The following is an 11,996-nucleotide window of genomic DNA, read 5'->3' as shown; positions in this document are numbered from 1 at the left end:
TATGCTGCTATGCAACATAGCCCAATGAGGGAGAACACCCATGGACGCTCTGGAACTCCTCAGGGTGAAGGAACTTGAGATCGCCGTGCGCATCTGGCACCCCGAGGCCCCGCGCACCGTCATCGCCTGGCATGGCTTGGCCCGTCACGGTGGGGATTTCGCCGACTTCGCCCGGGTGCTTGGCCCCGGCTGGCGGGTCCTGGCCCCGGACACACCGGGCCGCGGCCTCTCCAGCTGGTCGCTCTTCCCCGCCCAGGACTATCTCTACGCCCACTACATGAAAATAGCAGTCGCGGTGCTCGACCACTTCGAGCTCGAGCAGGTGCCTTGGGTCGGGACCTCCATGGGCGGGCTGATTGGCATGCTGATGGCTGCCGAGCCCGAGACGGCGTCACGCATCGAGCGGCTGGTGCTCAACGACGTGGGCCCGGAGCTCGACCCCGAGGGCCTGGCGAGCCTGGCCAGCTACTTCGGTGTGCCCCATCGGTTCCACCGCTTCAGCGAACTCGAGGCCGAACTCAGGCGCCACTACACCGGCTTCGGCATCGAGGGCGACGATGCCTGGCGGCGCCTCGCCCTGGACAGTGCCCGGCGGCTACCGGACGGCAGCTGGACCTACCACTACGATCCGCGCATCAGCGAGCAATTCGTCCACGACACCCCGCGTGACACCTGGGCCGACTGGGCGGCAATCCGCTGCCCGTTGATGGTCGTTCGCGGCGAGGACTCACCGCTACTCCAGGCCGAAAGCGTGACCCGCATGGCCGAGGCCCAGCCCAACCTGACCAGCCTCGAGGTGCCCGGCTGCGGACACGCCCCCATGCTCGACAGAGACAGTCAGGTCCGTCCCGTCGCCGACTTCCTCGGCCAGACCCGCCCCCGCATCTTACCTGGCGGCGCCGGCGGGTCGCCGAACTGGTGGCAGTGCGGCCTGCACTGGCTGAAAGAGCTCGGCAAAGGTTGAGCTAATGTAACGGCGCGCATGCTGATACCATCGGCAACCATGACTCCTTCGAGACACCATTGCCCATGACCGAGCCGGGCCACATCGACCAGCAGGACGGCCGCCTGACCATCGGCGGCGACTGGACCCTGGAGCACTATACGACCCTCAAGCGCCAGGTCGAGCGTCTGGCACGGTCCCGTGCGCCGTCTCACCAGGGTATCGATCTTGCGCGGCTCGCCGCGCTGGATACCGCCGGTGCCGTGCTGCTGATGGAGCTGGTGGGCGCCAGGCCACTCGCCGCGATCGACGACTGGGCCCCCGACCTGCCGGCGACGCGTCGTGCCCTGCTGCGCACTCTGGGCGAGGCCATGGCCGACAACCAGCCACCCACGGCGCGCCCCGCCCGACCGCTGCGGGATGCCCTGGCGAGGACCGGCCAGATCGTCGAGGGGCTGTGGCAGCAGCAGCGCCAGCTGCTCGGCTTCATCGGCCAGGTGCTCGCCACCTTCGCCGCCACCGCTTGGCGGCCGGGCCGCTGGCGCCTCACCTCGGTGGTGGCCCAGCTGCATCAGACGGGCCTCAACGCCCTGCCCATCGTCGCCCTGCTGACCTTCCTGGTGGGCGCCGTGGTGGCCTTCCTCGGCGCCACAGTACTGCGCGACTTCGGTGCCACCATCTACACCGTCAACCTGGTCGCCTTCGCCTTCCTGCGCGAGTTCGGGGTGCTGCTCGCCGCCATCCTGCTCGCCGGCCGCACCGCCAGCGCCTTCACGGCACAGCTCGGTGCGATGAAGGCCAACGAGGAGCTCGACGCCGTGCGCACCCTGGGCCTCGACCCCATCGAGCTGCTGGTGCTACCGCGGGTGCTGGCGATGATGCTGACCCTGCCGATCCTCACCTTCGTGGGGATGCTGAGCGGCATTCTGGGCGGCGCCCTGGTGTGTCTACTGGCCCTGGACATCTCCACGGCCCAGTTCCTGGCGATCCTCGAACGCGATATCGCCGTCCAGCACTTCCTGGTGGGCATCGGCAAAGCACCGGTGTTCGCCTTCCTGGTCGCGGTGATCGGCTGCCTGGAGGGCTTCAAGGTCACCGGCAGCGCCCAGTCGGTGGGCGAGCACACCACCTCCAGCGTGGTGCAGTCGATCTTCGTGGTGATCCTGCTGGATGCGATCGCCGCGCTGTTCTGCATGGAGATGGGCTGGTGAGCGCGGCACAGGCATCGATGGGCGAAGCGCCCCTGATCCGGGTTCGCGGCCTGAAGAATCGCTTCGGCCAGAATGTAGTACACGAGGACCTGGACCTTGACCTGTGGCCAGGCGAAATCCTCGGCGTAGTCGGTGGATCGGGCACCGGCAAGTCGGTCCTGCTGCGCAGCATCGTCGGCCTGCTGCGACCCAGCGCCGGGCATATAGAGGTGTTCGGCGAGGACCTCCAAAGCCTCTCCGCCCAGGCCCGCTCCCGGCTGGAGCGCCGCTTCGGCGTGCTCTTCCAGCGTGGTGCGCTCTTCACCTCGTTGAGCCTGCAGGAGAACGTCGCCCTTCCGCTGATCGAGCATGCCGGGCTCGCCCGGGCCGATGCCGAAGCCCTGGCCCGAGTCAAGCTGGCCCTGGCCGGCCTGCCCGGAGAGGCCTCGCTCAAGTATCCCGCCGAGCTCTCCGGTGGCATGATCAAGCGAGCCGCCCTGGCCCGCGCCCTGGCACTGGACCCCGAGGCACTGTTCTTGGACGAACCCACGGCAGGACTGGACCCGATCGGCGCGGCGGCCTTCGATCGTCTGATTCTCACCCTGCGTGACGCCCTGGGCCTGAGCGTCTTCCTGGTCACCCACGACCTGGACACCCTGTATACCGCCTGCGACCGGGTGGCCGTGCTGTCGCGCAAGCGTGTACTGGTTGCCGATCGCCTCGAGGTCGTCGCGGCCACCGACGATGACTGGATCCACGACTATTTCCATGGCCCGCGAGGCCGCGCCGCCCAGCAGGCGGCCAACCCGGTGGAGGACCCCTGACGATGGAACCCCGCGCCCACCATGTGCTGATCGGGCTGTTCACGGTGATCACCCTGGGCAGTGCCCTGCTGTTCGCCCTGTGGCTCGGCAAGTCCAGCGTCGACCGCGACTATGCCTGGTACGAGATCCGCTTCAACCGCGCCGTCAGCGGGCTTTCAGAGGGCAATGCGGTTCAGTACAGCGGCATCGAAGTGGGTGATGTCGTCAGGCTGCGCCTCGATCCCCGGGACCCGCGCCAGGTGCGGGCGCTGGTGCGCGTCTACAGTGACGTCCCGATCAAGCAGGACACCCGCGCCAGCCTGGCGCTGGCCAACATCACGGGCACCATGAACATCCAGCTCTCCGGCGGCTCCCCCGAGAGCAAACACTTGACCGGCAGTCGTGACGATCCTCCGCTGATCCAGGCCGAACCCTCCCCGCTGAGCTCGCTGCTCAACAACAGTGAGGAGCTCTTCGCCCAGGTGGATCGCTTGCTGACCAGTGCCAACCGGCTGCTCTCCGAGGAAAACGCCGAAAGCCTGACGCGAAGCCTGAGCAACCTGGAGACCCTATCCGAGACACTGGTCGATCAGCGCGCTGTGCTCGGCGAATCCATGGCCCGTTTCGGTCAGGCCAGCGAGCAGCTCGAGGCATCCCTTCAGAGCTTCAGCCGCCTAGGCGAGACGGCCAACGGACTGCTGGACGACGAGGGTCGTGCGACCCTGCAGAGTGCCCGACAGGCGATGCAATCGCTGGAATCTACCACCGCCCGGCTGGACCGCCTGACCGCCAGCCACGAAGGCTCCCTGGCGCGGGGCCTGCAGGGCGTGGGTGAGCTGGACCCGGCCATGCGCGAACTACACGCTGCCCTGCGCGCCCTGAACCGGCTAGTACGACGCATCGAGGAAAATCCGGCCGATGCCCTGCTGGGGCGTGACAACATTCAGGAGTTCACCCCATGAGCCCGTTCCACGCGCCACGACATGTCATGCCACTGCTAGCCATGCTGCTGAGTGTGCTGTTCGCGGGCTGCAGCCTGCTCCCAGAGCAAGAACCGATACGCCTCTTCACGCTGCCCGACCCTTCTCTCTCGGCGTCCTCCGAAGCCCCCCGTGAGCTGACCCTGAGGGTCGATACGCCCAGCGCCGGCTCGCCGCTGGATGGTCCGCGCCTGCTAGTCATGCCCTCCCCCGGGGAGTTCCAGGCCTATGCCGGGGCCCGCTGGCGCGATGACATTCCCCAACTGCTGCGCGACTACCTGGTCACGGCCTTCCGCCGCGACGGACGCCTAGCTGCTGTGGTGGACGACGCCAGTCGGGCACGCAGCAACGCCACCCTGGCCAGCCACCTGGAGGCCTTCCACAGCCGCTATCGCGATGGCGTACCCGAGGTGGTGGTGCGCCTCGAGGTCCAGTTACTCGACGAGGCCAGTCGCGCGGTCTTGGCCAGCCGACGCATCGAAGCGGTGGTGAAGAGCAACGACGCCAGCCTCGACGCCGTGGTGGAGGCCTTCGGTCGTGCCGCCGACCAGCTCACCCGCGAGCTGGTCGACTGGACCCTGGAGAGGATGGAGCGGCCCTCACCCTGATCAGGCGGTTTCCAGTCGCGATACCACCTGCTCGACCGCCCCGCGATAGCCGCCACCGAATAGCAGCAGGTGGTTGAGCAAGGGATAGAGCTGGAAGAGCGTCTCGCGTCGCGGCCAGTCGGTCGGGGTGCCGCCGTTCCAGTAGGCCTCGAAGAAGGCCGCTCCCGGCGAACCGAACAGCGTCAGCATGGCGAGATCCACCTCCGGATAGTGGCGATAGACGGCCGGGTCGATGATCGCTGGCCCACTCGGGGTGAAAAGCACATTGCCCGACCACAGATCGCCATGTATCAGGCTCGCCGGAGGGTCCGGCAGCCAGGACTCCAGGCCATGGGCGATCGCCTCGATACGCTGGCGCAGCCGGCCATCCATCAAGCCTCGCGCCTGGCAGGCATCAACCAGGGGCAGCAGACGGCGATCACGCTGGAAAGCGCGGCCGTCGGGCAGCGGAGCATTGGGCTGAGGCGTGCGCCCGCAGGCATTGTCCCGCGGCCAGCCATGGCTCTCGCCGGTCAGCGCGTGGAGCCGGCGCAGCCCCTCGCCGAGACTCGCTTCGTCATCGGGGGCGCGCCCCGACGCCAATGCCTCCATCACCAGCCAGCCTCCTGCCTCACCAAGCACCTCGGGCACGACCAGCCCGCTGCCGGCCTCACGCAACGCCCGCAGGCCATCGGCCTCGCCGGCCAGCCGCTCAGGATCGTCATGCTTGACCACCACCTCGCCCTGGTCGGTCGACAAGCGGTAGACCGCGGCTATATCGCCGCCCCCCAGGGGCTGCGGCTCACCCCGCGGCGTCAGCCCGGCGTCCGACAGCAGGGCGGCGAGGCTCTCGTCAATCGACATGTGGCAATGCTCCTTTATTCGATCCCATGAGGGTCGCCAGTCCGCTCGGGGCTGTCAAAACGGTGGCGCAAAAAAGGCCGCCCGGAGGCAGCCAAAAGGGGATAATCACGCAAGGAACAGAAGAATGACCCTCCGAGGAGGCAGGAATCACTCGGGCATCAGCACGCTATCGATCACATGGATGACGCCGTTGCTGGCCTCGATGTCGGCCTGGACGACGGTGGCATCATTGATCATCACGCTGCCGTCCATGGTGGTGATGGTGATGTCCTGGCCCTGCACGGTGGTGGCGCTGTCGGCGGCCATGGCGTCCTCGGCCATGATATTGCCGGGGACCACGTGGTAGGTAAGGATCGCCTGCAGCTGCTCCTGATTCTCCGGCTCGAGCAGGGATTCCACGGTGCCTTCCGGCAGCGCGCCGAAGGCCTCGTCGGTCGGGGCGAAGACCGTGAAGGGGCCTTCGCCCTTGAGGGTCTCGACCAGGCCGGCCGCCTCGACTGCGGCCACCAGGGTCTCGAACTGACCCGCACCCGCCGCGGTGTCGACAATGTCCTTCTTCATGCCATGGTCATCGGCCTGGATGCTGCCGGCGAGCATCAGGCCCAGCATGCCAGCGCCGATGAACTGTGAAACGGGAGTGGTATAGGTCTTCATGGGGCACTCTTCCTCTTGGGCTGACCCCGGACGCGGCGCGGCCGGTGGGTTTCGTAGCTTCAGGTTGGTGGCCGTCTTCGACCACAACCTATACAGAAAATAGTATCTGTATAGATATTGCACAAGGATTATTTTTCCCATCGCCCCCACAACAGGTGCCGGCCTCCTTTTCTCGAATGTCGGGTGACAACGGGGCTGACGTCATCGACGCGATATGGCACAACGGGAAAAGGTTCATGCAGAGAGGAGTCGCAAACATGTACAAGCTGGCCTTCTTCGTGCCCGTGGCGGACGCCGAAACCGTCAAGGAAGCGGTCTTCGCCACCGGCGCCGGGCGCATCGGCGACTACGAGGCGTGCTGCTTCCAGACTCGGGGCACCGGACAGTTCCGCCCGCTGGCAGGCGCCAACCCGCACATCGGCCAGATCGGCGACCTGGAGCAGGTAGAAGAGCTCAAGGTGGAACTGGTCTGTGAGGATGACCTGATCTACACGGCCGTGGCCGCCCTGAAGCTCGCCCATCCTTACGAGGAGCCGGCCTACGACGTCTGGCGGCTGGAGAGCCTTTGAGCGTCGGCCGATGCCAGGCGTGAGCTCTTCCCCATCACCCCCAACGACTGGAGACACCTTGCCTCCCGGCTTATGATGCGGGGTTCGAGACACCATTTTTCGAGGAGGAGTTCCCATGCCCATCGCCATGATCACCGGTGCCACTTCCGGCTTCGGGCGCGCCGCCGCACACCGCTTCGCCGCCGCTGGCTGGTCGCTGATCCTCACCGGCCGCCGCACCGAACGCCTGGAGGCGCTCGAACAGGCACTAGGCGACAAGGTTCGAGTACTGACCCTCACCCTCGACGTGCGGGACGCCGAGGCGGTGGCGCGTGCGGTCGAGGAACTGCCCGCCGAGTTTCGCGAGGTCACCTGCCTGGTCAACAATGCGGGCCTGGCACTGGCGCCCAAGCCGGCACAAGAGGTGGACCTCGCCGACTGGCACACCATGATCGACACCAACATCACCGGGCTGGTCAACGTCACCCATGCCATGCTGGCGCGGCTGATCGCCACCGGTGCCGGGGCGAGCATCATCAACATCGGTTCGGTGGCCGGCAGTTGGCCCTACCCTGGAGGCCACGTCTATGGCGCCACCAAGGCCTTCGTCGAGCAGTTCAGCTACAACCTGCGCTGCGACCTGAAGGGCACGGGGGTCAGGGTCACCGACATCGCGCCGGGGATGGCCGAGACCGAGTTCACCCTGGTGCGCACCAAGGGCGACCAGGCCGCCTCGGATGCCCTCTACAGCGGCACCACGCCGCTACAAGCCGAGGATATCGCCGAACAGATCTTCCACGTGGCGACGCTGCCGGATCATATCAACATCAACCGGCTGGAGGTGATGCCGACACGCCAGACCTGGTCCCCCTTCACCATCGATCGGGACTGAATCAGCCCGATCATGCGCCACCCGGGTCAGGCACTGCCAAAGTAGCGCTCGCGATCCTCGGCGGTGATGTCGCTGACATGCAGCGGGAAGGCGGCATCCCGCCGGTCGTCGTAAAAGTGGCGCAGGGTGCGCTCGATGGTCGGAAAGGCGAGTTCATCCCAGGGAATCTCGTGCTCCTCGAACAGCGCCACCTCGAGACTTTCGGGCCCCGCCGCGAAGCCGCCGTCGAGGTCCGCGCGGAAGATCATGTAGACCTGGTCGATGTGCGGCAGGTTGATCAGGGTATAGAGGTTATGGATCTCGACCTCGGCACAAGCCTCTTCGCGGGTTTCGCGGGCGGCAGCCTCCACGGTGGTCTCGGCGTTCTCCATGAAGCCCGCCGGCAGGGTCCAGTAGCCCTTGCGCGGGGCAATGGCGCGGCGGCAAAGCAGAACTTTGCTGCCGCTCACCGGGAGGGTACCGGCGACAATCCGCGGATTCTGGTAATGGATGGTGCCGCATTCGTCGCAGAAGAAACGTGGCCGGTCGTCCCCGTCGGGAATCGCGAAGCGCACGGTATGGCCACAGTGACTGCAGAAGTTCATGGCGCTCCCTGGCAGGCTGGCGGACCGCATGGCGTCCACCCGATGAGGGCTTGACGCCGCTCATGGCGGCCGAGTAGAAGGAATCAAACCCGATGGAAACCCCATGTTAGAGAACCTTCGTGAACGCCTGCAAGCACATCGGCCACGCCGGGGCGGCCTGAACCTGCCCGAGGCCGCGGTTCTGCTGCCCATCGTCGACCGCCCCGAGCCGACGCTGCTGTTCACTCGCCGTGCCGACCACCTCAACACTCATCGCGGCCAGGTCGCCTTCCCCGGCGGCAAGCGCGAACCTCAGGATGCCGACCTGCTGGCCACTGCGCTGCGCGAGTCCATGGAGGAGATCGCCCTGCCACCGGAGCGCGTGGAATTGCTCGGCCGGCTGTCGGACGTGGTCTCGCTGCACGGCTTGCGAGTGACCCCTTGGGTAGGGCTGATCCCGCCCGACCTGCCACTCATCCCCGACCCGAATGAGCTCGATGTCATCTTCGAGGTACCGCTCTCGCACTTCCTCGAGGACCAGCGCACCCACACCGACGTGATACGAGTGGATGGCCGCGACTACTACGTGCCCAGCTACCATACCGATGGCCACGTGATCTGGGGACTCTCGGCGATGATGCTGGTGGAACTGCTCGCCGAGGGCTTCGCCATGCCGATCAACCTCTACGAGCGCCCGCCTGGCGAGCTGCTCTTTCGGCCCGAGCGCCGAATCTCCAGCCCATGATGACGACTACTTCGCCCCAAGAAACCGCCCTGCCCCGCGAACGGCTCGCCGAGCTGGTCGATGCCCTGGTGAACCAGGGCTGGTACATCGGTGAGGGGTTCATCCCCACCGAGCTGTGCGCCGAGCTCTACCATGAAGTGATCGCCATGGCCGACCACGACACCCTCGAGAACGCCGGCATCGGTCGCGGTCAGGCACATGCCCTGCGCCAAGACATCCGCGGCGACGCCATCCGCTGGCTGGACCGCGAGAGCCGGGCTCAGCGTCGCTATCTGGAGGCCATGGGTGTGCTGCAACAAGCGCTCAATCAGGCACTGTTCCTGGGGCTATTCGAATACGAGGCCCACTTCGCCCACTATCCGCCCGGCGCCTTCTACCGTCGGCATCTCGACAGCTTCCGCGGCCGTGCCAACCGGGTGGTTTCCACCGTGGGTTACCTCAACCCCGACTGGCCCGCCGAGGGCGGTGGCGAGATGGTGATCTACGACACCGATAACCCCGAGCGCGAACTAGCCCGGGTACGCCCCGAGGCCGGCACCTTTGCCTGTTTTCTCTCCGAAAGGGTACCCCACGAGGTGCTGCCCACCCGCCTGCCGCGTACCAGCATCGCCGGCTGGTTCCGACGCAACGCCTCGCTGGGTGGTCTCGTGGACCCGGCCCGCTGATGGCAGACGGCAAGACGCACGACCCGACGCAACGCCAGGCTGGGCTCGAGGCCCGGCTGGCGGAGCTCGAAGCTCGCAATGCGCGCCTGGAAGCCGATAACGCGGCCCTCGAGGCGGAGAAATGCCACTACCGCTGGCTCGCCGACAACACCACCGACCTGATCTCACGCCACGCCCAGGACGGCACTTTCCTGTACGCCTCTCAGGCCGCCCGGGACCTGCTCGGCTATGAGCCCGAAGAGCTGATCGGCGTCTCCGCCTACGACCTCTTCCACCCCATGGACCTCAGTGATCTGCTCAACAAGTCGCCGCGAGTCTACTACCACGATGGCTTCTATCAGCAGACCTACCGCTTCCGGGCCAGGGATGGCCACTACGTCTGGTTCGAGACCACCAGCCGCACCCGCCGCGACCCGGCCACCGGTGAGCTGCTCGACATTCTCTGTGTCTCCCGCGACGTGAGCCGGCGCATCCGGGTCGAGGCCAACCGCGAACGCCTGGCCCGGGTGGTGGAATCGACCACCGACTACGTGCTGTTCATCGATGGCGAGGAGCGAATCTTCTCGTCCAACGAGGCCGCCCGACGGCTGCTGCGCCTGCCCCGGGAAGGCCGCCAGGCGCCCCTGGAACGGGCCTACACAGCGAACTCCCTGGCAGTACTGCGCGAGATCGTGCTGCCCGCCGTGGCGCGCTACGGCTCCTGGAGCGGCGAACTCGAGATGCGTGGCTCACGCGGGCCCGTGCCGGTGCTCAGCGTGGTGATGGCCCACTCCGGGCCCGGCGCAGAGCCCGACCACCTCTCCCTTCTCAATCACGATATCGGCCTGCGCAAGGCCGCCGAGGCCCAGGAGCGCCGCCATCAGGAACAGATCGCCCACGCCAACCGTCTGGCCACGACCGGGGAGCTCGCCTCCAACATCGCCCATGAGCTGAACCAGCCGCTGGGCACCATCGCCAACTACGCCAGCGGCGCCCTGCTCAAGCTCGACGCCGGACAGCCGGCCGAGGCGTTGCGCCTGCCGCTGGAGCGAATCCAGGAGCAGGTGACGCGTCTCGGGGAAAGGCTACGCCATATCCGTGGCTTCGTGCGCAAGGGGCAGACGCGCTCCCGGCCGGTGGCGCTGCACGAGGTGGTCGACGCCGCCTGCCGGCTCTGCGAGTGGCAATATCAGCAGGCCGGCGTGACGCTGACGCATGAGCCGCAGGACGCCCTGCCCCGAGTACTCGCCGACCCGGTAGCCCTGGAGCAGGTGCTGGTCAACCTGCTGCTCAACGCCCTGGAGGCAAGCCGCGATTACCCCGGCGCCGATCGGGTGACGATCCACACCCGGCGCAGCGGGCGTCGCGAGGTAACCCTGACGGTGCACGACCGAGGCCCCGGCATGCCGATTGACCAGGCCGAGCAGATCTTCGCCCCCTTCCACTCCGGAAAACCTGATGGCCTGGGGATGGGCCTGGCCATCAGCCACTCGCTGATGGAGGCCATGGGCGGAGATCTACGGCTACTGCCTGACGACGGTGCCGGCGGCGCCACCTTTGCCGCTAGAGTGCTGGCCGAACCCGGGCTGACCACTCCCGCGCCCATTGGCCATTGAGCTCGGCGCCCCGTCTCGGTCATGATGGACGAAAGGAGAGTACTCAAGGACGAACGAGCCACGGCATACCGCTGGAGGAGCCTTATGCAACCGCTGAGCTATTACTACTACAACGTACTGGAAGGCCTCGAGAAGCCGAGCGATGTGCCGTCGGACCAACTGCAGGAGGGCTATGACATCCTGTATCGCCATGGCGGACGCATCGAGCTCGACCTGATGCGCAAGGCCGAGGACGGTAATGCGCAGGGCGAGCCCTACCACTGGTATGAAGAGCTGGACGACGAACAGCGGGAAAAACTGCACAAGGCCTTGGAAGGCAGCGACCCGGCGAAGATCCTCAAGGTCATGCAGCGCAACGGCTATGCCGGCGTGCTCTACCACCATGCCTGGGAGCACTTCCGCAATGAGGCGGCTGCTGACTGACGCCGCAATATCCTCCATCACTCCCGATAGCCACACTTAGCAAGGGCCCGCAAACGATCGCGGGCCCCTTGTCTTGGCTGGCCGGACATGGCCTGTTTTCGGGTAAAGCCTAAGGCTTGGCCATCAGGTCCGCTCGCCACCCTCGCCAGAAGGTCACCCCCTGCAGCACGGCCAGAACCGCCTCGTAGAGCGCCGGCAGCCACAACAGCCCCGAGGCAAACAGGAAAAACAGGGCGAAGACTCCCCGGAACAGGATCGACAGCAGCGCCACCAGACGGTTATGCAACGGCGACAGGGCGGCCGGCAGGTAGAGTAGCCCCATCGCCAGCATGGCCAGGCCGGCATAGCGGGGCCAGGTCAGGGGCGCCGCCAGGTCGGCGCGGATGATCCCGAGGAAGCTCTCGGGCCACCACCACAGCCACAGGCCGAGCAGCACGTTGAGTGCGATGCCTGCGAGCATCACCCGTCGAAAGGTCCGGAAAGTATCCTGTGAGGTCTGCATGTCGGTACTCCCTGGCCAGAGGCGTCGGCGCTGGAAAGGCCA

Annotated in this window: 15 protein-coding genes; 11 read left to right on the top strand and 4 right to left on the bottom strand. The window is 66.6% G+C overall.

Translation table 11 applies throughout. From position 1 onward, the window contains the following. Positions 1-40: 40 nt before the first annotated feature. From U5L98_RS05915 to U5L98_RS05895, 5 genes are all read left to right on the top strand, one after another. Positions 41-964, top strand: coding sequence for an alpha/beta hydrolase (locus U5L98_RS05915; protein WP_322557416.1), 924 nt, complete (start codon positions 41-43; stop codon positions 962-964). A gap of 65 nt (positions 965-1,029) precedes the next feature. After that, entirely contained in the window at positions 1,030-2,154 is a 1,125-nt protein-coding gene (locus U5L98_RS05910; RefSeq protein WP_322557415.1) for an ABC transporter permease, read from the top strand. A 17-nt stretch (positions 2,155-2,171) separates the two neighbouring features. Further along, positions 2,172-2,957, top strand: coding sequence for an ABC transporter ATP-binding protein (locus tag U5L98_RS05905; protein ID WP_322557874.1), 786 nt, complete (start codon positions 2,172-2,174; stop codon positions 2,955-2,957). 2 nt (positions 2,958-2,959) lie between these two features. After that, a complete protein-coding gene (locus tag U5L98_RS05900) occupies positions 2,960-3,898 on the top strand; it encodes an MlaD family protein (protein ID WP_322557414.1) in 939 nt (312 codons plus the stop codon). Then, positions 3,895-4,524: an ABC-type transport auxiliary lipoprotein family protein gene (locus U5L98_RS05895; protein ID WP_322557413.1), complete on the top strand. Its 630-nt coding sequence runs from the start codon at positions 3,895-3,897 to the stop codon at positions 4,522-4,524. The genes U5L98_RS05900 and U5L98_RS05895 overlap by 4 nt, the downstream gene beginning before the upstream one ends. On the opposite strand, the gene U5L98_RS05890 is transcribed toward U5L98_RS05895, so the two are convergent. Then, complete coding sequence (locus U5L98_RS05890) at positions 4,525-5,367, bottom strand: fructosamine kinase family protein (protein ID WP_322557412.1); 843 nt, start codon at positions 5,365-5,367, stop codon at positions 4,525-4,527. 147 nt (positions 5,368-5,514) lie between these two features. Further along, positions 5,515-5,964, bottom strand: coding sequence for a fasciclin domain-containing protein (locus tag U5L98_RS05885; protein WP_416208209.1), 450 nt, complete (start codon positions 5,962-5,964; stop codon positions 5,515-5,517). Between the two features lie 314 nt (positions 5,965-6,278). Between U5L98_RS05885 and U5L98_RS05880 the strand changes: the two genes are divergently transcribed. Continuing rightward, complete coding sequence (locus tag U5L98_RS05880) at positions 6,279-6,590, top strand: YqfO family protein (RefSeq protein WP_322557410.1); 312 nt, start codon at positions 6,279-6,281, stop codon at positions 6,588-6,590. A gap of 115 nt (positions 6,591-6,705) precedes the next feature. Continuing rightward, entirely contained in the window at positions 6,706-7,461 is a 756-nt protein-coding gene (locus U5L98_RS05875) for an SDR family NAD(P)-dependent oxidoreductase (protein WP_322557409.1), read from the top strand. Positions 7,462-7,487: 26 nt separating this feature from the next. Here U5L98_RS05875 and U5L98_RS05870 read toward each other — a convergent pair whose 3' ends face one another. Next, on the bottom strand, positions 7,488-8,045 hold the full coding sequence (locus tag U5L98_RS05870; RefSeq protein ID WP_322557408.1) for an NUDIX hydrolase: 558 nt from the start codon (positions 8,043-8,045) through the stop codon (positions 7,488-7,490). A gap of 103 nt (positions 8,046-8,148) precedes the next feature. On the opposite strand from U5L98_RS05870, the gene U5L98_RS05865 reads away from it, so the two are divergent. The 4 genes from U5L98_RS05865 (at position 8,149) to U5L98_RS05850 (ending at position 11,452) form a co-directional block, all read left to right on the top strand. Then, positions 8,149-8,769: a CoA pyrophosphatase gene (locus U5L98_RS05865; RefSeq protein ID WP_322557407.1), complete on the top strand. Its 621-nt coding sequence runs from the start codon at positions 8,149-8,151 to the stop codon at positions 8,767-8,769. Further along, the gene (locus U5L98_RS05860; RefSeq protein WP_416208178.1) at positions 8,766-9,434 is read left to right on the top strand and encodes a 2OG-Fe(II) oxygenase; all 669 of its coding nucleotides are present in this window, start codon (positions 8,766-8,768) and stop codon (positions 9,432-9,434) included. The genes U5L98_RS05865 and U5L98_RS05860 overlap by 4 nt, the downstream gene beginning before the upstream one ends. Beyond that, positions 9,434-11,029 carry an ATP-binding protein gene (locus tag U5L98_RS05855; RefSeq protein WP_322557406.1) on the top strand — a complete coding sequence of 532 codons (1,596 nt, stop codon included), beginning with the start codon at positions 9,434-9,436 and terminating at the stop codon, positions 11,027-11,029. The genes U5L98_RS05860 and U5L98_RS05855 overlap by 1 nt, the downstream gene beginning before the upstream one ends. 84 nt (positions 11,030-11,113) lie before the next feature. Further along, a complete protein-coding gene (locus tag U5L98_RS05850; protein WP_322557405.1) occupies positions 11,114-11,452 on the top strand; it encodes a hypothetical protein in 339 nt (112 codons plus the stop codon). Positions 11,453-11,561: 109 nt separating this feature from the next. Here U5L98_RS05850 and U5L98_RS05845 read toward each other — a convergent pair whose 3' ends face one another. After that, positions 11,562-11,954 (bottom strand): hypothetical protein, encoded by a 393-nt coding sequence (locus U5L98_RS05845; RefSeq protein ID WP_322557404.1) that lies wholly within the window; start codon positions 11,952-11,954, stop codon positions 11,562-11,564. Positions 11,955-11,996 lie beyond the last annotated feature (42 nt).

This window comes from Halomonas sp. (assembly GCF_034520545.1).
Taxonomy (GTDB): Bacteria; Pseudomonadota; Gammaproteobacteria; order Pseudomonadales; family Halomonadaceae; genus Halomonas.
Note: the sequence above shows the minus strand (reverse complement) of the source record. Positions and strands in the feature narration are given on the sequence as shown.